This window comes from Leifsonia sp. NPDC014704, from assembly GCF_043083605.1.
GTDB lineage: Bacteria > Actinomycetota > Actinomycetes > Actinomycetales > Microbacteriaceae > Leifsonia.
On the sequence record NZ_JBIBYW010000001.1, the window covers coordinates 1,335,959 to 1,355,428 of the forward strand.

Annotated in this window: 17 protein-coding genes and 1 tRNA gene; 4 read left to right on the plus strand and 14 right to left on the minus strand. The window is 70.7% G+C overall.

The features are described from left to right. Positions 1-4 precede the first annotated feature (4 nt). The 8 genes from ACF1AJ_RS06520 to ACF1AJ_RS06555 are packed head-to-tail and all read right to left on the minus strand — an operon-like array spanning position 5 to position 6,458. A complete protein-coding gene (locus tag ACF1AJ_RS06520) occupies positions 5-385 on the minus strand; it encodes a hypothetical protein (protein ID WP_391506615.1) in 381 nt (126 codons plus the stop codon). Continuing rightward, positions 385-1,221 carry a carbon-nitrogen hydrolase family protein gene (locus ACF1AJ_RS06525; RefSeq protein ID WP_391506616.1) on the minus strand — a complete coding sequence of 279 codons (837 nt, stop codon included), beginning with the start codon at positions 1,219-1,221 and terminating at the stop codon, positions 385-387. Before ACF1AJ_RS06525 ends, ACF1AJ_RS06520 begins: the two co-directional genes overlap by 1 nt. Then, entirely contained in the window at positions 1,218-2,996 is a 1,779-nt protein-coding gene (locus tag ACF1AJ_RS06530; protein ID WP_391506617.1) for an ATP-binding protein, read from the minus strand. The genes ACF1AJ_RS06525 and ACF1AJ_RS06530 overlap by 4 nt, the downstream gene beginning before the upstream one ends. Next, positions 2,993-3,382 carry a response regulator gene (locus ACF1AJ_RS06535; protein ID WP_391506618.1) on the minus strand — a complete coding sequence of 130 codons (390 nt, stop codon included), beginning with the start codon at positions 3,380-3,382 and terminating at the stop codon, positions 2,993-2,995. The genes ACF1AJ_RS06530 and ACF1AJ_RS06535 overlap by 4 nt, the downstream gene beginning before the upstream one ends. Further along, positions 3,375-3,569: a hypothetical protein gene (locus ACF1AJ_RS06540; protein ID WP_391506619.1), complete on the minus strand. Its 195-nt coding sequence runs from the start codon at positions 3,567-3,569 to the stop codon at positions 3,375-3,377. Before ACF1AJ_RS06540 ends, ACF1AJ_RS06535 begins: the two co-directional genes overlap by 8 nt. Next, positions 3,566-4,369 (minus strand): PHP domain-containing protein, encoded by an 804-nt coding sequence (locus tag ACF1AJ_RS06545; RefSeq protein ID WP_391506620.1) that lies wholly within the window; start codon positions 4,367-4,369, stop codon positions 3,566-3,568. The genes ACF1AJ_RS06540 and ACF1AJ_RS06545 overlap by 4 nt, the downstream gene beginning before the upstream one ends. Then, the gene (locus ACF1AJ_RS06550; protein WP_391506621.1) at positions 4,366-5,379 is read right to left on the minus strand and encodes an ATP-grasp domain-containing protein; all 1,014 of its coding nucleotides are present in this window, start codon (positions 5,377-5,379) and stop codon (positions 4,366-4,368) included. Before ACF1AJ_RS06550 ends, ACF1AJ_RS06545 begins: the two co-directional genes overlap by 4 nt. Beyond that, positions 5,376-6,458: a response regulator gene (locus ACF1AJ_RS06555; RefSeq protein ID WP_309858296.1), complete on the minus strand. Its 1,083-nt coding sequence runs from the start codon at positions 6,456-6,458 to the stop codon at positions 5,376-5,378. The genes ACF1AJ_RS06550 and ACF1AJ_RS06555 overlap by 4 nt, the downstream gene beginning before the upstream one ends. 119 nt (positions 6,459-6,577) lie before the next feature. Between ACF1AJ_RS06555 and ACF1AJ_RS06560 the strand changes: the two genes are divergently transcribed. Together ACF1AJ_RS06560 and ACF1AJ_RS06565 are read left to right on the plus strand one after the other, a co-directional pair. Further along, positions 6,578-6,651: transfer RNA gene (locus ACF1AJ_RS06560), tRNA-Met, on the plus strand. Positions 6,652-6,721: 70 nt separating this feature from the next. Continuing rightward, positions 6,722-7,888, plus strand: coding sequence for an ROK family protein (locus ACF1AJ_RS06565; RefSeq protein WP_391506622.1), 1,167 nt, complete (start codon positions 6,722-6,724; stop codon positions 7,886-7,888). A 26-nt stretch (positions 7,889-7,914) separates the two neighbouring features. On the opposite strand, the gene ACF1AJ_RS06570 is transcribed toward ACF1AJ_RS06565, so the two are convergent. The 4 genes from ACF1AJ_RS06570 to ACF1AJ_RS06585 all read right to left on the minus strand — a co-directional run bounded on the left by ACF1AJ_RS06570 (position 7,915) and on the right by ACF1AJ_RS06585 (position 14,233). Continuing rightward, positions 7,915-8,391: a hypothetical protein gene (locus ACF1AJ_RS06570; protein ID WP_391506623.1), complete on the minus strand. Its 477-nt coding sequence runs from the start codon at positions 8,389-8,391 to the stop codon at positions 7,915-7,917. Then, positions 8,391-9,584 (minus strand): ROK family transcriptional regulator, encoded by a 1,194-nt coding sequence (locus ACF1AJ_RS06575; protein WP_391506624.1) that lies wholly within the window; start codon positions 9,582-9,584, stop codon positions 8,391-8,393. The genes ACF1AJ_RS06570 and ACF1AJ_RS06575 overlap by 1 nt, the downstream gene beginning before the upstream one ends. A 473-nt stretch (positions 9,585-10,057) precedes the next feature. Next, the gene (locus ACF1AJ_RS06580; RefSeq protein ID WP_391506625.1) at positions 10,058-12,994 is read right to left on the minus strand and encodes a UPF0182 family protein; all 2,937 of its coding nucleotides are present in this window, start codon (positions 12,992-12,994) and stop codon (positions 10,058-10,060) included. A gap of 99 nt (positions 12,995-13,093) precedes the next feature. Beyond that, entirely contained in the window at positions 13,094-14,233 is a 1,140-nt protein-coding gene (locus ACF1AJ_RS06585) for a PDZ domain-containing protein (RefSeq protein WP_391506626.1), read from the minus strand. A 176-nt stretch (positions 14,234-14,409) separates the two neighbouring features. Between ACF1AJ_RS06585 and ACF1AJ_RS06590 the strand changes: the two genes are divergently transcribed. Then, on the plus strand, positions 14,410-15,759 hold the full coding sequence (locus ACF1AJ_RS06590; RefSeq protein WP_018190484.1) for a zinc-dependent metalloprotease: 1,350 nt from the start codon (positions 14,410-14,412) through the stop codon (positions 15,757-15,759). A gap of 78 nt (positions 15,760-15,837) precedes the next feature. Next, positions 15,838-16,713: a hypothetical protein gene (locus tag ACF1AJ_RS06595; protein WP_391506627.1), complete on the plus strand. Its 876-nt coding sequence runs from the start codon at positions 15,838-15,840 to the stop codon at positions 16,711-16,713. Here ACF1AJ_RS06595 and ACF1AJ_RS06600 read toward each other — a convergent pair. Further along, on the minus strand, positions 16,658-18,421 hold the full coding sequence (locus ACF1AJ_RS06600; RefSeq protein ID WP_391506628.1) for an ATP-dependent helicase: 1,764 nt from the start codon (positions 18,419-18,421) through the stop codon (positions 16,658-16,660). The two genes, ACF1AJ_RS06595 and ACF1AJ_RS06600, sit on opposite strands and share 56 nt — an antisense overlap. Continuing rightward, positions 18,418-19,437 carry an NAD(+) diphosphatase gene (gene nudC, locus ACF1AJ_RS06605; protein WP_391506629.1) on the minus strand — a complete coding sequence of 340 codons (1,020 nt, stop codon included), beginning with the start codon at positions 19,435-19,437 and terminating at the stop codon, positions 18,418-18,420. The genes ACF1AJ_RS06600 and nudC overlap by 4 nt, the downstream gene beginning before the upstream one ends. Positions 19,438-19,470: the final 33 nt, after the last annotated feature.

A 19,470-nucleotide genomic window follows, 5' to 3' on the forward strand; every position in this document is an offset into this window, starting at 1 on the left:
ACGGTCACTGCCGGACCTCGCCGGCGAACAGATGCGCTGCACGCAACCGGCCGCCGATGTCGGCGACGCACTGCTCGAACACTGCCTTGGCCTTGGACGCGCCGATCGCTCCGCCGCTCACCGCCGCGCCCACCTGGTCGCGCGAGAGCCGAGCGACCAGGCGCCCCTGCTGATCGACCTGGAACCGCAGCAGGAACGTGATCCGCAGCTGCGACCCGGCGAGCCCGCCGAAGAGCACCGTCATGGCGGTGCTCCCCCGCTGCACGGTGAACGCGCCGTTCGGCGCGGGCGTCACCGCGAACCCCTTGCCGCGCAGAGCGTCGAGGACGATACCGCGGCCCTGCTCGTGGTCGCCGGTCAGGAAGAAGTCGTGCGTCGTCGCCATCAGAGCGGACTCACCCGGTAGCGGCGCAGGGCGAGAGCAGGATTGCGCTCCCGCACCTCACGCACTCGAGCGGTGGACACGTCCGCGACGGCGACACCGGTCGTGTCGGCGAGTCCCGCGAGCGTGACCCCCATCGGATCGAGGATCGCGCTCGCGCCGACTCCGATCGACGGCGGATGGTCGGCCGCGGCGACATAGACGGTGTTCTCGATGGCGCGCGCCGCGAGAAGCGTCGACCAGTGGAACTCCTTCAGCGGTCCGCGCACCCACTCGGCGGGAACGGCCACCAGCAGCGCGCCCGCGTCAGCGAGGCGGCGCGTCACCTCCGGGAAGCGCAGGTCGTAGCAGGTCTGCAGGCCGACGGTCACACCGTCCACCTCGAAGGTCTGCGGTTCATCCAGGTCGCCGGGGACGACCCACTCCGACTCCTTCGCCCCGAACGCGTCGTAGAGGTGCTGCTTGCGGTAGGTCGCGAGCACGTCGCCCTCCGGCCCCACTGCGACGAGCGTGTTCGAGAACTTGTGCGCCTGCTCGGTGCGCTCGACGAGGCCGGCCACCACGAACAGCCCGTGCTCGCGGGCGGCGGCGGAGAGCGCTCCGACGAAGTCGCCGTCGAGCGGCTCGGCGTTCCTGGCGAAGGACGGCCCGAGCGGATCGGTGAAGTACGACGAGTATTCGGGCAGGATCACGAGGCGGGCGCCGCGGGAGGCGGCGACCGCGATCAGGCCGGCGACCACATCCCGGTTGTGAACGCGGTCGTCGCCCGGCGCGAACTGGGCGACAGCGACCGTGACCGTGCGGTCGTCGATGGTGAGCTCGGCCGGCCGGTCGCTCACGGCGCCACCTCCACGCGCGGGATGGCCTCGGTCACGGGTCTCGGCGTCTCCACCGGCAGGACGATGCTGATCGACGTGCCGACGCCCTCTTCGCTGGCGATGTCGAGGCGGCCGCCGTGGGCGGTCACGATCGCTTTGGTGATGGTGAGCCCCAGCCCGACGCCCGGGACCGCATTGCGGGTCGCCGTCGACGCCCGGAAGAACCGCTGCGACAGCTGGCTCAGCTCCACGGCGGGGATGCCGATGCCGGTGTCCCTGACGGCGATCACCGCTTCGCCGCCCTCCTGGCGCAGCGCCACCGTGACGGTGCCGCCGGACGGCGTGAACTTGAGCGCGTTCGACACCAGGTTGTCGACCGCCTGGCCCAGGCGGAGCGTGTCGCCCCGCACCTCCACCGTATGATCCGGCACCTCGGCCACGAGCGTCACGCCCGCGTTCGCGGCGACGGGTCGGGCGGACTCGACGGAGGCCGAGACGACGGTGTTCAACTCGACGTCCTTGATGTCGAGGGGGAAGCGCCCCGACTCCACCTGCGCGGTGAACAGCAGGTCGCCGACCAGGCGGAGCAGGCGGTGCGCGTTGCGCTCGGCGACCGCCAGGTACTGCAGCTGCTCTTCCGACAGCGGATCCTCGTCGTCGTCCCGGAGCAGCTCCAGGTAGCCGAGGATCGAGCTGAGCGGCGTGCGCAGCTCGTGCGAGATGAGTCCGACGAACTCGTCCTTGAGCCGGGCGAACTCGCGCGCCTCGGTCATGTCGGTGGCGACGAAGATGAAGCCGACGCGGTGGCCGTTCTCGTCGATGCGTGGCGTCGCCGCGACCTGCACGACGACGCGCTTGCCGTCGGGCCGCACGTACGTCCAGTCGCGAACGTCGGCCGAACCTGCACGGACCGTGTCCACCAGAGCCGAGAACTCGTCCGTGGTCGCGACAGTGGTGAAGCGCGCATCCATGTCCTGAAGCCGCTCGGCGAGCTCCGACTGGAGGTGGAAGTCGATGATGTGGTGCTTGCCGTCGAGCACCTGCTTCTCGGTCAGGCCGAGCATCTTCTCCGCGCCGGGATTCCAGACGTCGATGAGGCCGTCGAGGTCGGTGCCGATGACGGACTGCTCGGTGACGGCGTTCCAGATGCTCTGGATGAGGCGATTCGCGGTCTTCAGCCGCGCCTCGTTGAGCACCAGCTCATCCTGCGCCTGCACGGCCTGAGCCAGCAGCTGCTGCTGCTGCTCCCCCGACGCGCGGGCCGCTGCGAGCTGCACGCGCATCCTGTGCGCGATCTCGTTGATCACGATCGCGACGATGAGGTAGATCACCGGCGAGAAGAAGGCGCGGACGATGTCTCCGGCCGTGTGGACGACGCCGTCGACGACGAGCGGTGCGAGCAGCACCACGAAGGTGGTGAGCGCCGCGATGAGGATGTTGATGCGCCCCGCCTCGGAGGCGATCCAGACGAAGGGCAGCAGGGTGAGCACCGCGAACGGCGAAGCGGCGGACCCCGTCCCGAGCCGCAGCAGCCCGACGGCGAGCAGCGACAGGACCGGGATGACGACCGCCCACTCCGGATTCAGATGCCGCCACGGGATGACGAAAGAGAACACGGTCGCGACGACGACCAGCGCGATGCCCGCCAGGAACAGCGGCGCGTTGGTGATGGGGACGCCGTTCGGCAGCGCGGCGATCGACGCGGCGATCGCGAACCCGACGATCGTCGGCACCTGCTTCATGAACGCCGAGGGCGAGTCCAGCGGGATGCGGCTGAGCCAGCGGTCGAGGGTCATGAGGACTCCCCCAAATCGAGCATCTCGCGGATGCGGGTCGACAGCACGCGCGGGCTGAACGGCTTGACGATGAAGCTGTCCGATCGGTCGGCGACGACCCCGTGGTCCGTGAGCAGCTGGACCGACGCCGACACCATCAGGATGAGCGTCGATCGCGTGAGGTCATCCGCCCGGATCGCCTCGGCCACCTCCACGCCGTTCAGGCCGGGCATCGAGATGTCGAGGACGGCGAGGTCGATGCCGCCCGCCTGCACGGCGGCGAGGGCCGCTGAACCGTTGTCGACGGCCGCGACGATGTCCACGCCGGCGCGGTTCGCGGCGATCGTCATCAGGCCCCGGATGTCGTCATCGTCGTCGGCGATCACGACGCGTTTGCGCTCAGACATGGAGGAACACCGTCCGGACGACGACGATCGCGGCGCAGATCAGCAGCGCGACGCCGGCGTACAGCGGGAGCCGGAACTCCCAGCGGCGGTCGCGGTCCAGCTCGTCCTGGATGCGCTCGCGGAGCTCGCCGGAGGGTTCGGCCGGGTTCGCTGCCGGCTCTCCGGACGAGTGTCGGGCTGGGCTCACCGTGCGTCCTCCGTCTCCACTGTCTCGGTTTCCACGGGCACCCGTTCTCCGGCGACCCGCGAGGCGGCCGCGCCCAGCAGGTCGCGGACGCGGTCGTAGCGCCCGACGTCGGCGGCGACGTGGCTGTCCGTTGAGGCGACGATACGCGCCCCGGCGTCGAGCAGGGCCGCGATGGCCTCCGGGCCCGGGCAGTTCCACTTCTCGTTGACCTCGACGACGGTGCCCGTCGCCGAGGCGGCCTGCGCCCAGGCGGCGAGCCGCTCCGCGCCGAGCTGGGTCTCGTCGAGCCCGACCTTCGGCAGGATGGAGAACCAGTGCGCCAGCTGCGCGTGCGCTGTGCGCTCCATCGCCCGGATGCTGCCCTCGACGAACAGGTCGAGCGCGTCGTCGGCCGACAGGCCGGCGTCGAGCCGTTCGCGGGTGCCCGTGGGCGACCACGGCCCATCCGTTCCGGGGAACTGGTGATCGCCGATGACGACGGCATCCACCCCACCGGGACCGACGACCAGGCCGGGCGGTGTGTCGACGGCGCCCGTCGCATCCAGCAGCTTCGCCTCCACACCGGTGAGCACGGTCAGCCCGTCGGGCACGCGCTCCGCCGCGACGGCGGCGAGGAACTCGGGGACCCAGGTGGTCGACGCGCGCACGTGGTCGGTGAGGCGGATCGTCCGAAGGCCGACCGCGGACGCCGCCGCGATGTTCTCCGCCAGAGTGCTCCGCGCGTCGTCGGAGAACGTCGAGTGGACGTGGAAGTCGCCGTGCAGCAGCGCGGGCAGCCGGCCGGCCTCCGTCCCGCTCACTCCTCCGGACCCTCCGCGTGCGCCGCGTTCTCGGAGACGAGCACGTCGGCCGGGGCCAGGAAGACGTCCTCCAGGAACCGGACGTTGGCGAGCTCCTCGAAGTCGACGGCCGACGGAACGGGCCGGCCGAGGACAAGGTCGAGCAGGAGGGACGGCATGTCGACGCCGGCCGCGATGGTCAACGGCATGGCGCCGGGGAAGCGCGGGTTCACCTCGAGCAGTGCCGGCGTGCCGTCGATGCTGTACCGCAGCTGCACGTTCGCGACGCCGGTGAGGCCGATCGCGCGGGCCACCGCCGCGGCAGTGTCGGAGAGCTCCGCCCGCCGCACCGTCCGGCCGGCGATCGAGACGCCCGAGTCGACGCGCTCCCGGGAGCGCGGGACGGCCGCGATGACGTTGCCGTCGAGCCCCGCGAGGACGTCGACCGAGAATTCCTCGCCGGGCAGGTTCTCCTGGATGATGATGCTCTCGTCGGTGCCGAGCGCCTCCAGGGTGCCCCGATCCGCGATGAGGCGGACGCCGCGCGATCCGGCGCCGCTGCGCGGCTTGATGATGACCGGGAAGGTCCAATCAGCACCGACGCCCTGCGGGTTCAGCAGCCGCGTGACGGGCACGCGCGCCTGGTCGCCGACGCGTTGGACGAGGGCGAACTTGTCGAGGCAGGTGACCAGGGTGTCGTGCGACGGCGCGGCCAACCTCGTTCCGACCGCTTCGAGCTCGTCGCGGCGCGCGGCGAGACCCGGCAGCTCGACGTCGACCGTCGAGAACAGGACGTCGATCCCGTCCTCCCGGCTCATGGCGATGAGCGCATCGACGAAGCCGTCCGACCGTCCGGGCGGCACGATCCGCCTGCGGCCCTCCCCCACGAGGTAGAGGCCGCTGGCCCACCCGTCCATGTCGGCGGCGAACACCTCGACATCGTCCCGGGCCAGCAGCGAACGGATCACCGCGACGCCCGCGGGGCCGCCGGCGCCCGTCACCAGGACGCGGGTACGGGTGGAGTCGGTCATTCAGCGGTCCTGTTCAGTCGGTTTCCCGCGACGCGGGCGTCGTTGTGGATGGCGGAGGCGGGCACCGAGATGTCGGCGGTGTCGCGCATGACCTCCAGCGGCTCGCAGTTCTTGCCGCCGCCGAAGCGCGACCAGTAACGGGCGGTCGCGAGCACGAAGTCGGGCTCGAGGTAGCCGCGCAGTTCGGTCTGCGAGCGGAAGCAGTCGATCAGTTGCAGCTTGGTCTCCGTGAACCCGTCGATGGGCACGAAGCGGGTGGGCCGGAAGTCGATGGTGGCGGACGGGCTCTGGTAGCAGCAGACCGTGCGCACGGAGCGGGTCGCGACGTTCGTCGCTGCGTGGACCGCCCGGTGGTCCTGGTGACGGTCGTGCGATGAGTGCGTGTAGACGATGTCCGGCTGCACCTCGGCGACGACGCGCTCGATGATGCCGACCGTCGGGTCCGCTGCGGAGATGTGGGTGTCCTCGAGATCTTCGAGGAACAGCCGGGCGCCGAGGAGCTCCGCCGACGCGAGGGACTCGTGCTGGCGGTCGTCGGCGTCCCCGCCGCGAGCGCCGCGCGAGAGGGTGAGGATGACGACGTCGTTGCCCGCTTCGCGGTGCGCCGCGAGGATGCCGCCGACGCCGATCTCGACATCGTCGGGGTGCGCACCGATCGCGAGGACGACCTGGCGACGGGCGGCGGCCCGCTTGATGCGGCCCTCGGCGGCGAGGCGGTTCACGATCGCGACGAGCTCCGCCGAGGCGACCGGCTTGCTCAGGAACTCGTCCGCCTGCGCCCGGAGAGCGGAGACGGCGTAGTCGACCGAGACGTGCGCGGTCATGACGACGACCGGCATCCCGGGATACTGCGCGCGCAGCTCCTTGAGCAGGTCGAGACCGGTGATGCCGGGCATCTCGATGTCGGTGATGACGAGGTCCGGCTCGAACTCGGCGATCGTGGCCAGGGCGATGGACGGATCGGTCACCGCAATGGCGACGGCGTCCGCGCGCTTCTCGAGCACGGTCTTCATGAAGAAGGCGACATCCGGGTCATCTTCGACCACGACCACCCGGTACTTCGTCACGACACTCGTCATCGCATCCCCTATCTGAGAACGACTCTAGTAGGACGACCGGTTCACACGAGCGGACGCGCCCGGGCCGGTGTTCGCGATTTCACACCCCCCGGATCCCGTGCTAGAGTTTCTTCTTGTGCCGCGGGGTGGAGCAGCTCGGTAGCTCGCTGGGCTCATAACCCAGAGGTCGTAGGTTCAAATCCTGCCCCCGCAACCGAAAAGGCCCCCTGATCAGGGAATCTCTGATCAGGGGGCCTTCTTTCTGTCCCCGATTCGCTAGTGTCGTGACGCAACGACACGGCGGAGGAACAGTGGCTGAGGAGCACGGCAAGGCGACGCAGGCCGCCGTCCGCGAGCGGAACCTCACGACCGCGCTGCAGCTCGTGCTGTCCGGGAACGGCACGGCGACGCGGGCGGCCATCGCCCGCCGCACCGGTCTCACCAGCGCGACCGTCTCGTCCCTGCTCGCCGGGCTCATCGCCGACGGACTCGTCATCGAGGGGCAGCTGGCGGAGAGCACCGGAGGAAAGCGCGCCACCACCCTGCGCGTTGCCGCGGAGAACCACGTGCTGCTCGCACTGCTCGTCCAGCCCGGGCTCGTCCGAGGAGCGGTCGTCGACCTGCTGGGCGACGAGCTCGCGACCGTCACGCAGCGCGCGGCGACACCGGGGTCGCTCGAGGACGTGCGCTCCGTCGCCCGGCGGCTGGTCGCCTCCACGTCGGCGCGCATCGTGGCTGTCGGCGTCCAGGTCCCAGGCATCGCCGACGGCCCCCTGATCCGTGAGTCGGTGCAGCTGGGATGGACGGACGTGGACCTCGGCCGGGAGCTGGCCGGTATCGTCGACGCGCCGATCCACCTCATCAACGACGCCGATGCGGAGGCGATCGCCGACTCGATCACGTCGGACGACTTCGGGGCGAACCAGCTCTTCGTCTCGCTGAGCACGGGTGTCGGCGCGGCCGTCATCATCGACGGGGAGGTGGTCAGCGGCGCCGCACACCGCGCGGGCGAGATCGGGCATGTCCCGGTGCTGTTCGGGCGGGATGCGCCGCTGTGCGCCTGCGGCAACCGCGGCTGCCTCGAAGAGATCGTCTCGGTGACGAGCCTGCTGGGCCTCCCCCATGGCACCGACCTGGAGGCGCTCGACCTCGCGGCCCTGGCTGCCGCTCCGGACTCGCGCGAGCGCATCGCGGACGGCGCACGTGTGCTCGCCCGCGCCCTCCTGCTCGTCGCCGCCGCCCTCGACGTGCCGAACATCGTCATCGGCGGCGCGGCCCCTCGGCTCGGCCCGGAGTTCATCGGGCACCTGCGTGCCGAAGCGGCGCGGCATCCCGTGAAGGCGGCCATGCCACTGAGCTTCCGGTACGCCCGCGTGAGTCAGGAGCACCCCTACCGCGGGGCGGCGCAGTACGCGCTGAAGTCGGCGCTCGGTGTCACCTGGGCGCACTGAGACGCGAGCGGCCGGTCATCGGCCGGTCAGCGGCCGGTCAGCAGTCCGAGCAGCGCGGCGCCGTGGCGGCGGTCGTGGCCGTAGGTCGCGATGTCGACGTACGACGGATCGGGGCGCTCCCCCATGTCGACGACCAGCACCGAACGGCAGGTCGCACGGACCGCATCCACCACCTGGCGGGTCCAGCGGGCCGCGGCGATGTCGGCGCCGACCACCACGACGGGCGTCGCCGTCGCGAGCACGAGTTCGGGGTCGTCGGATGGCCCCACGTCCACGACGGGGTTGCCGGACCACGATGAAGCGGCGTCGCTTCCTGGCTCGGCCCACGCCTCCTGCAGCGTGTACCAGCGCGGAACGCCGAGCACGTCGTTGTCGAGCGTCGCCAGGCGGACCACCGTGCAGCGTCCACGGAATGCGGTCAGCGCCTCGCGCACTCCGGGGGCGAACCGGAAGGTGTCCGCGGCATCCCGGCCGAGGTCGACAGCGTCGGCGAGCAGGGTCATCACGACACCCCCAGCTGCGCGGAGAGCACCATGACGACGCAGCCGCGGAGCACGATATCACGTCCCTGGCTGGTCATCCGGACGGTGACGCCGGAGTGGAAGCCGGCCATCGTGCGGTTGCGGAGGGTCTCCCGCACGGCATCCAGCAGTACGCCGTCGAGCAGCTCCTCCGGACCGGCGAGGACGACCTCCGACAGGTTCAGCGCGCCGACGATCGGCGCGAGCGCGACGCCGAGCCGCTGGCCGGCCTCCCGCAGCACCGGCCCGGCCGATGCTCCGGCGGCCTCGGCGGCCGCCACGCGCGACTCCAACCGCGGCACCGCTAGCCAGGCCTCCAGACACCGCTCGCGGTCGTACGGCGCCTCGGGCCCCGCATCCGTTCCGACCATCACCTGACCGATCTCACCGGCTGCGAAACGGCTGCCGAAGACCAGCGCACCGGCGACCAGCAGGCCGGAGCCGACACCGTGGCCCACCTTGACGAGCATCATGTCGCCCTGCGCGTCGGCGAAGCCGTGCTCCGCCAGCACCGCGACGTTCGCGTCGTTCGCGACGAACACCGGGAGCCCGGTGCGTTCGGCGATGCGCTGCTGCAGCGGCTCATCCACCCAGCCGAGGTTCGGGGCGGTGGCGACCACGCCATCCGCGTCGACGATGCCGGGAGACCCGATGCCGATACCCAGCACGGGCGCAGACGTCAGCTCGACCAGTCGGTCGACGAGCGCGAGCACTTTTGCGGTCGCGTCCTCGCCGCGGCTCCCGGCGAGTTCGACCTCCGCGGTCTGCAGGATGCGGCCATCCATGTCGAGGACGGCTCCGCGGAACACGGCGTGCTCACTGAGGTCGACGCCGACGATCTGTGTCGCGCCCCGGTTGACGTCGAGAAGCACGGCGGGCTTTCCCGGGCGGGCGTCGTCGCGCTGGCCGAGTTCGACGACCAGGCCTTCGGCGATCAGCTCCCCCACGAGGTCCGAGATCGTGACGCGGGTGAGGCCCGTCGTCCTGGCGAGATCCGCCCGGCTCGCGCGCCCGGAGCGGTACAGGGACTGCAGCACGAGCGAGCGGTTGTGACCGCGTGCGTGCTCGGGAAGCACCTTCGTCCGGGGGCGGAGCGCCCGGCCGGGGACGAGCCCGTGGTCGGACGGCGCACCCCGATCGGCGGCGGTGGTGCGCTTGGCCAGGTCGATCGACATGTTTGTTAGTAAAGCTGACAATCAAAGTCGGCGCAAGAGTTTTCCGCCTTCCTCTTGTCGCGTTACGCACTTTGCACGGGCGCTGAGCATTCGGCGACGCCCACTCTCTTCGGCCAGCGCAGACCCCGCCGCCCTGCGCCGCGGGCAGCTCCCTGCGCGCAGCTTCCGTCGGAGAAAGTGCCCCAAATCTCCGACGCACCGCGGCCCGGATGGAGATCCGGCGGGAAGCGGGATGAATCTCCGGCGGTAGCGCCCGTGAATCCGCGCGCAGGGCGCGGCTAAGCCGAGGCATGCCGGCGGGCGCTTCCGTCGGAGTAAGTGCCCCGAATCTCCGACGGGCCGCGGCCGGGATGGAGATGAGGCGCGAAGCGGGACGAATCTCCGACGGGGCGCGTCGAACGCGCGGCGGACACGGAACGCGAAACGGCCCGCGCGAGAACGCGCGGGCCGTTTCAGCCGGTCGAGACGGCGGACTACTTGGCGGCGGGCTGCCCCTCCGCCGCGACGGCGTCGGAGATCGCCTGCTGGAGGCGCTTCTGGGCCTCGCCGTACGCGGCCCAGTCACCGGACTTCAGAGCGGCCTGGCTGTCGCTGAGCGCCTGGTTGGCGCGCTGCAAGGCTTCCTGGAGGGCCGTGTTGCCTGCCGCGGAGCCGCCGGTCCCTCCCCCGGTCTGCTCGCCACCACCGGTGCCGCCGCCGGTCTGACCGCCGGTGCCTCCACCCTCGGTCGGAACGTTGTTGTCACCGGCTGTCGCACCCGAGTCGCCGCCGAACAAGGCGTCCAGTGCCTGGTCCAGGGTGTCCTCGAACTCGATCTTGTCACCGAAGGCCACCAGCACCTTCTGCAGCAGCGGGTAGCTGGTCTCACCCGAGGAGCGAACGTACACCGGCTGCACGTAGAGCAGACCACCACCGACCGGCAGGGTCAGCAGGTTGCCGTTGATGACCTCCGATTTACCCTGTCGCAGCAGGTTCAGCTGCTGGGAGACGGTCGGATCGGAGTCGAACTGGTTCTGCATCTGGCCGGGGCCCGGGATGGTGTCGCTCGATGGCAGCTGCAGGAGCCTGAGCTTGCCGTAGCCGGATGCGACCTTGCCCTTGGTGTCGCCGGCATCCGCGTCCACCGCCAGGTAGCCCTTCAGCACCGACCGGCTGGACTCGCTCGTGCCCGCCGGGATGAACGTCGAGTAGAGCGAGAACGCGGGGTCGTCCTGACCGGGCATCTTCATGGTCAGGTAATACGGCGGCTGGAGGGCCGGGTTGCTGGACGGCGAGGTCGGGTCGTTCGGTGTGGTCCACGCGTCTTCACGCGAGTAGAACGAACCGGCGTCGTCGACGTGGTACTGACCGAGCACCGACCGCTGCACCTTGAACAGGTCGGACGGGTAGCGCACGTGGCTCATCAGCTGCGCGCTCATGTCGCTCACCGGCTTGACGGTGGTCGGGAAGACCTTCTCCCACGTCTTGAGCACGGGGTCGGTGGTGTCCCAGGCGTACAGGGTCACCGAGCCGTCGTACGCGTCGACCGTGGCCTTCACCGAGTTGCGGATGTAGTTGATGTCGTCGAACGCGTAGGCGGGCTTCGGGGTGTCCTTGTCCGCCGTAGCGTCGCTCAGGCTGCCGACGTGCGAGTACGGGAACTGGTCGCTCGTCGTGTAGCCGTCGATGATCCACTTGACGCGTCCGTCCACGACGGCCGGGTACGCCTGCGAGTCGAGCGTGAGGTACGGCGCGACCTTCTGCACGCGCTTGATCGGGTCGCGGTCGTAGAGGATCTGCGAGTTGCTGTTGACCGCGTCGGAGAGCACGATCTGCTCGTCCTGGAACTTCAGCGCGTACACCAGTCGCTTGAAGATGTTGTCGAGCTTCGGGCCGCCGTTGCCGTCGAACGTCGTGTACGTCTGCTGCGCGCCGTCCGCGCCGCCCGGATAGTCGAGCTCGACCTGCTTCGAATCCTTCGGGGCACCGACGATCGAGTACGTCGGCGACTGCTCGCCGAAGTAGATCCGCGGCTGGTACGTGCCGAGCGTCCCCGTGGTCGGAATTCCCGACTCCATGAACACCGGCTGCCCGTCGGGAGAGCGCTGGTTGCCGTAGGCGGCGACGAGCCCGTAGCCGTGGGTGTAGACGATGGTGTCATTGAACCAGTTGCGGGTGCCGCCCAGACCGGACTGCTGCAGCTCGCGAACCGCGACGACGGCATCCTGCTGCGTGCCGTTGACCTCGTAACGGTCGACGTTCAGCTTCTCGGGGAACGCGTAGTACTGCCGGAACTGCTGCAGCTGACGGAACGAGGGGCTGACGACGGCGGGGTCGAGGATGCGGATCTGCGCGGTGGTCTGCGCATCCTGCCGCAGGGCCCCCTGCTCGGCCGTCGTCTTCGCGTTGTACGGGATGGTCTCGATGTCGCTGAGCCCGTATGCCTCGCGGGTGTAGTCGATCCCCTTCTGCACATAGGGCGACTCGAGCGTCTTCTGACTGGGGTCGACCTGGAATCGCTGGACCACCCACGGCACGATCGCGCCGACCACCAGGGCGGCGACGATGAGCAGCGCCGTTCCCACCATCGGGAAGCGCCAGCGGCCGATGAACGCCGTCAGCACGAAGAGGATGGCGACGAAGACGGTCGCCCCCGCCAGGATCGCCCGGCCCGGGATGGTCGCGTTGACGTCCGTGTAGGCGGCGCCGTTGATCATGTCATTGACGTTGGAGTCGGTGACCGTCGCATAGCGGTCGAGCCAGATGCTGATGCCCTGCAGGAGGAGGTACAGCGCGGCGATCACGGAGATCTGGACGCGCGCGGCGCGAGAGATGCGCACCTCGCGCCCGCTGACCCGGATCGAGCCGTACAGGTACGTGGTCGCCAGCGTCGCGAGCAGCGAGATGAGGACCACCGCCGAGGCGAACCCGACCGCGCTGCGGTAGAACGGCAGGGCGAAGAGGTAGAAGCCGATGTCGAGGTGGAATAGCGGGTCGGTCTTGCCGTAGGCCGTGCCGTTGAGCCACAGCGCCGCCGTCTGCCAGCGGCTCGCGGTCGAGACGCCGGCGAAGATGCCGAAGACGATCGGGATGCCGTACATCGCAAGGCGCCGCAGGGGCTCGATGACCTGCTGATAGCGGTCGAGCTGCGAGTTCAGCTTGGCGTAGACCGGGCGCAGCCGGTACGCGAGCTGGATGGACAGCCAGAGCGGCAGCGCCATCCCGAAGAATCCGATGAAGAACATGGCGATGCCCGCGAACCACTGGGTGGTCAGCACCTGGAGGTAGCCGACCTGGTCGTACCAGAGGACGTCGGCGTACAGCCCTGCGAAGACGAAGAACAGGATGACCACCGCGACGATCACCCCGAGAGTGATCCAAATGGCCGCGCGCCGGCGGCCTGCGGGTCGAGCTGCTGCTGTTGAACTCACGTATGGCCCTCTTGGTCTCGCGTGGCGGGGATGTGAACCATCCTAGGCAAGAGACGCTTGGAGAACGCTGCTACGCGACCGTGCACTCGAACCGTGCGCTCAGCGGGCGGGGCAGGTGGCGAGGCCCGAGGTGCTCGATCCGTCCTCCACCGCCTTCAGCACCTTGAGCGAGTCGTCCAGCGTCTTCACGGCGAAGACGCGGAGTCCGGCGGGGATGTGGCCGGTCACCTCGTCGCAGTTCGAGGCGGGCGCCAGGAAGTAGTCGGCCTTGCCGTCGTCGCGTGCGGCGTACATCTTCTGCCGGATGCCGCCGATCGGTCCGATCTGACCGGTGTTGTCGATCGTGCCCGTCCCGGCGATGCGCTTGCCGCCGTTGAGGGAGCCGGGCGTCAGCTTGTCGATGATCCCGAGCGCGAACATCTGGCCGGCGCTCGGGCCGCCCACGTCGTTGAGCTGGATCTTCACGTCGAACGGGAAGGTGTAGTCCATCCCGGCGCCGATGCCGAGGACGACCTGCCCCTGCGACTCGGTCGGGGTGATCGAGACGGTCGTCGCCGCGCCGTCGCGCACGATCCCGAGCTCGGCCGGCTTCGTGGTGCCGTTCTGCTTCACCGCGCTGCGGAGCTCGTCGACGCTGGCGATCTTCGTGCCGTTGACGGAGGTGATCTCGTCGCCGACCTTCAGCACGTCGGCGGCCGGCGTGCCCTTGATGAGCTGCTTGACGGCCACGTTCTCGGGGAAGGTGTAGCCGAGCTCGTTCAGGGCGGCGGCGATCGCATCCTGCTGGGAGTCGACCATCAGGGCGGCGTTCTCGGCGTTCGACTGCTCGGTGGTGGTGCCGGGCGGGAACACGGACTCGAGCGGCAGCACCGCCTTGCTGGGCTGGAACCACGCGCCCGCGATCTCCATCCACGACGGGCGCTGCTCGGGATTGCCCACCACCGAGACGGTGAGCAGGTCGAGCGAGCCGGATGTGGGATAGGTCTTCTGGCCGGAGATGCTGATGAGCTCCTTGGCGTCCCCGCCTTCCTTCGCGCCGACCTGCTGGTCGGTGCCGAGGGTGTTGTAGACAGGCCCCGGCTGCTCGATCACGAACGGCGCGGGGACGAGCGCGAGCACCAAAGCGAGGACGACGGCGAGGCCGATGGCGACCCAGCCGATGATCACGCGCCGCGGCGGCGCGATGCGCGCGGCCTCCTGGGTGCGCAGCGTCGGGTCCTCGTCGCCGAACAGCGTCACGGGGGCGTCCTCTCGTCAGGGTCGTGTTCGCCACAGGCGCACGGTCCGGAAGCGAGCATAGGGCAATTCCCACCCGGCATCCCGGCGCCAGCGGCTAGCGTAGATGACAAGCCTGAAGCCGAGCCCGACGGCTGCTCACCGGACGGCCGGCTCACTTCGAGGAGTAGGGAACGACGATGGCCGACGACCAGAACGAGGAGCGGGACGACGACGAGTTCCGCGACATGCTGAACCAGTTCCTGTCGGGGAACGGCGCATCGATCGACCCGAGCCGCCTCGCCGGTGCCGCGGGCCTCCCGAACGATCCCGCCAGCATCCAGGCGCTGCTCGGACAGCTGCAGAACGCGCTGATGAACCCGGGCGGCGGCATCAACTGGGACATCGCCGAGCAGCAGGCGCGCCAGCTCGCCGCCGACGGCGCCCATGCGGTCACGCCGGCCGAGCGCGCCTCGCTCGACCAGGCCTTCCACGTAGCCGCCCTCTGGCTCGACCAGGCGACCGGTGTCGCCGGCCTCAGCGCGACGCCCGAGCTGATCGGCCGCGCGGAGTGGGCACGGCAGACGATGCCGCTGTGGACGCAGCTGGCCGAGCCGGTGGCGCTCAGCATCTCGGACGCGCTCACCCGCGTCCTCGCCGAGCAGGCTCCGGAGGAGATGCAGGCCATGCTGCAGAACGCCGGCCAGGTCATGCGCTCCATCGGCGGCGCGCTGTTCGCGATGCAGCTCGGCCAGGTGGTCGGGCAGCTCTCCAAGGAGGTCGTCTCCGGAGGCGACATCGGCATCCCGCTCCTGCCCGACGGCACCGCGGCCCTGCTCCCGCAGAACATCGCGGAGTTCGGCGACGGACTCGACATCCCCGACGACCAGATCCAGCTGTACCTCGCGGTCCGCGAGCTGGCTCACGCGCGCCTGTTCCGGCATGCGAAGTGGCTGCGGCTCCAGCTGATCACGCAGATCACCGCCTTCGCCAAGGGCATCACGATCGACACCGACGCCCTGGAGTCGCTGGCCGAGAACTTCGACCCGTCCAACCCCGACGAGCTGCGCGAGGCGATGGTCAGCGGCCGTCTGATCCCGCCGCGCACCGAGGAGCAGCAGGAGGCGCTCGCGCGTCTCGAGACCGTCCTCGCGCTGGTCGAGGGCTGGGTCGACGTGGTGACCGCCAACGCCACCCGTCTCCTCCCCCGCGCCGACGCGATCGCCGAGACGGTGCGGCGCCGGCGTGCATCGGGCGGTCCGGCGGAGTCCGCGTTCGCGACCCTCGTCGGACTGGAGCTGCGACCTCGCCGGCTGCGCGACGCCGCCGCGATGTGGCAGGCCGTGACGGAGGCGGTCGGCATGGATGCGCGCGACGACCTATGGTCGCACCCGGACCTGCTGCCGCAGTCGTCGGACCTCGACGACCCGTCGGCGCTGGTCGCACGCCTCACCGCCACCGCGACCGGTCAGGAGCCCGAGCAGGATGCGCTCGATCAGGCCATCGAGGACCTCCTGCGCGACGACAGGGACCGGCCGACCGAAGCCTGACCTGTGGATGACCGGGGCCCGCGGTCGGCGGCTGTGGACAACCGCTGACCGGGCCTCGGCATCCGGCAGGATGCGGGGATGGCCCTGGCACTCGACCCCCGCATCCAACGCGTCTGGCGCACTCCCGACTGCCTGCAGTTCGGTGTGGAGCAGCCGGTGCTCATGCTCGACGGCGTCAGCGCGGCCGACGAACGGATGCTCGCCGCGCTCGCCTGCGGAGTCACCCGGCAAGGTCTGCAGCTGCTCGCCGAGCGGGGCGGCGCGCCGCCGGGCGCGGCCGCGGCGCTGCTGGAGCGCATCGCGCCCGTGCTGGCACGCGGTGACGGCTCGGTTGGCGGACGCGATGACGGCTCAGGGAGCCCTGACGAGCGACCGCCCGACCGGCCGCCGCTCGTCGTGCTCGACGCGACGGGACCGACGGCGTCGCAGCTCGCGCGGATGCTGACCGATGCGGGCGCGGAGGTGCGCGGCGGACTCGCGTGGGACGACCCCGCGCTCGATCGCGCGGAGGCCGCGATCCTGGTCGGCTCGTATGCGATCGAGCCGCAGCGTTCCGCCCGCTGGCTGCGACGCGACATCCCCCATCTGCCGATCGTGTTCGGGGATGCCGGGGTCACCGTCGGCCCATGGGTACGACCCGGGGTGGCGCCGTGCCTTCGGTGCGTCGACCTTCACCGCACGGCCGCCGACCCGGCGTGGCCGGTGATGGCCACCCAGCTGCACACGCTGCCGCCACCGGGCGAGGACGCGATCGTTTCCGCGATCGTCGGTGCCCGTGCCGCCACGCTGGTGCTCGCGGGGATCGCCGCGGCGCGCGGACGGTCGGTACCGCCGCCACCGGTCGGGGTGAGCTGGCGGTCGCTCCGAACTCGCTCGGAATGGGGCGGTGCCGACTGGGTCAGCGTCGCGTGGGAGCCGCACCCGGAGTGCGGGTGCCTCGGCCTTCCGCCGTGACCGTCGGCCGCAGCTCCGCCAGGAAGCGGGACGGCTGCCGGAGCTGGGGCCGGCCAGGCTGGTTGCCGCGCGCCGCCCAGCTGAGGTGGAGGCTGCGACGCGCTCGCGTGATGCCGACGTACAGCAGGCGACGCTCTTCGTCGATCTGCTCGAAGGTGCTCGCGTAGCTGATCGGGACGAGCCCCTCGCTGAGTCCGATCAGGTAGACCGAGGGCCATTCGAGGCCCTTGGCCGCGTGGAGGGTCGCGAGGGTCACAGCCGACATCGTCGGCTCGTGCTGACCGGCCTGCCGGGCGAGCAGCTCGTCGGTGAAGCCGCGGAGCGTTTGGCCGGGCGGCTGCTCATCCACGAGGCCCATGATGGCGTTCAGCGACTCCCAGCGCTCGCGGACGGCTCCACGGGCCTCGGGCGGCTGCACCGACCATCCCAGCGAGCGCAGCACGTCGCTGACCGACTTGAACAGCGGGTCCTCGGTGGCCGCGAGACTGGCTGCCCGCAGCGACATAACGGCCTGCCGCACCTCCGGCAGGTCGAAGAACCGCTTCGAGCCGCGGATCTGGTAGCTGATCCCGAGGTCGCCGAGGGCCTGCTCGAGTGCCGCCGCCTGCACGTTCACGCGGTACAGCACCGCGATGTGCTCCGGGCGTGCGCCCGCGGCCAGTTCGGCGGCGATGCGTCCGGCGACGGCCCGGGCCTCGGCCCGATCGTCCTCGAAGGAGGCGGGCTCGGTCACGGGGTCACCGGACGGTTGCCCACCGGCGACCTCGGCCGGGCGCAGCGTCAACGCGCCGGACCGCCCCCGCATCAGCCGGTTTGCTGTGTCGATCACGGCCGGCGTCGAGCGGTAGTTCTGCTCCAGCCGCACCACGGTCGCTCCGGGATGCTCGTGCTCGAACCCGAGCAGGTACTCGCTGCGGGCTCCGGCGAAGGAGTAGATCGTCTGACTGGCGTCGCCGACGACGCACAGGTCGCGGCGCGTGCCCAGCCACAGGCTGAGCAGCTGGTGCTGCAGCGGCGAGACGTCCTGGTACTCGTCGACGACGAAGAAGCGGTACTGCTCGCGCACCTGCAGGGCGACCGCCGGTTCCGACTCGATCATCCCGGCGCAGGCGAGCAGCACATCCTCGAAGTCGATCTGCTTGCGCTCGTCCTTGAGGTCCTCGTACGACTGCAGCAGATCGGCGACCTGCGTCGCGGTCAGAGAACCGGGTGTCGGCCGGTCGGCGGCGGTGTACTGCTCGATGCTCAGGCCCGAGACCTTGCGCCACTCGATCTCCGCGGCGACGTCGCGGAGGGTGGCCGTGTCCACCTTCACCTTCAACCGCTCGGCGGCATGCCCCAGGATGCGGCCCTTGCCGTCGAGCACGGAGGGCAGCTGCCCGCCGACGACCTGCGGCCAGAAGTGGTTCAGCTGCGCGAGGGCGGCGGAGTGGAAGGTCCGCGCGGACACTCCCCCGGCGCCGAGCTGGCGCAGGCGCCCGCGCAGCTCGGCGGCGGCGCGCGCGGTGAACGTGAGCGCCATCACACGACCGGGCGCATAGGCGCCGGAGGCGACGCCGTACGCAATGCGGTGCGTGATCGCGCGGGTCTTGCCGGTTCCGGCACCGGCGAGGATGCACACCGGACCGAACAGCGCCTCCGCCGCGACCCGCTGCTGCGCATCCAGCCCGGCCAGCAGGGCGTCCGGGCCGGAGAGCGCGGTGCTCACGGCGCCGGCGGCTCGTCGAGCGGGCCGCCGTACCAGTCCTCGATGAGGGCGCGCGCGATGGACGAGCGTCCTGGCAGGATGATCTGCTCGCGCGCCGCCCACAGCTCATCGCGGGTGAACCAGCGCACGTCGAGGATCTCCTCGCCGTCCGGGTCGAGCGCGCTCGCGGCCTGATCGTCGGCCAACCGCGCCGTCATTCCGACCATCACCGATGCCGGGAACGGCCACGGCTGCGAGCCCTTGTAGCGGGCGTCGACGACGCGGATGCCCGCCTCCTCGAACATCTCGCGCTCCACGGCCGCCTCGAACGACTCGCCCGGCTCGACGAACCCGGCGAGCAGCGAATAGCGGGAGTTCTCCCACATCGCATTGGAGCCGAGCAGGAGCCGGTCGTCCGCATCCAGCACCGTCACGATGACCGCGGGGTCGGTCCGCGGAAAGATCTCGGAGCCGTCCTCCAGGCAGCGCCGCACCCAGCCGGCCTGCTCGACCACCGTCGGCGATCCGCAGCGCGGGCAGTGGGTGTGCGTCGCGTGCCAGTTCGCCATGGCGAGCGCCTCGGTGAAGAGGCCGGCGTCGCGGTCGCTCAGCGCCGTGGCGACGGTGCGGAGGTTGCCCCAGCGGGCCTCGTCCGGCTCCAGTTCCTGCGCCGCGGCGTCGGTCAGCACCTGCAGCACCACGGCGGTGCCTGCGGGCTCGGTCGCCGACGCGACCGTCGTGCGGCCGAGGTACACCCGGATGAGCGCGGAGGTGACGCGGTCCACCGGGAGCAGCTCCAGCTCGGCCGGCCCGGCGTCCGGAGCCGACCAGCCGTCGGCGGCAGGGGTCGCGGCCGCGACGCTCTCCGCGGTCAGCAGCGCCCGTCCCTTCCACAGCGCGAGCACGCGCGTCGTCGGCTCCTCCCAGAGCTCGTCGAACAGGGCAGGCCGCGATCTCGCGGCATGGTCGCGATCGGTCGCGTGCCGCGAGAGCGGAAGAGCGGCGAGGGGAAGGGCGGGAGTCGGGGCGGACGACATCGAGGTCCTTTCGGGGCGTGGCGGACGGCCGTC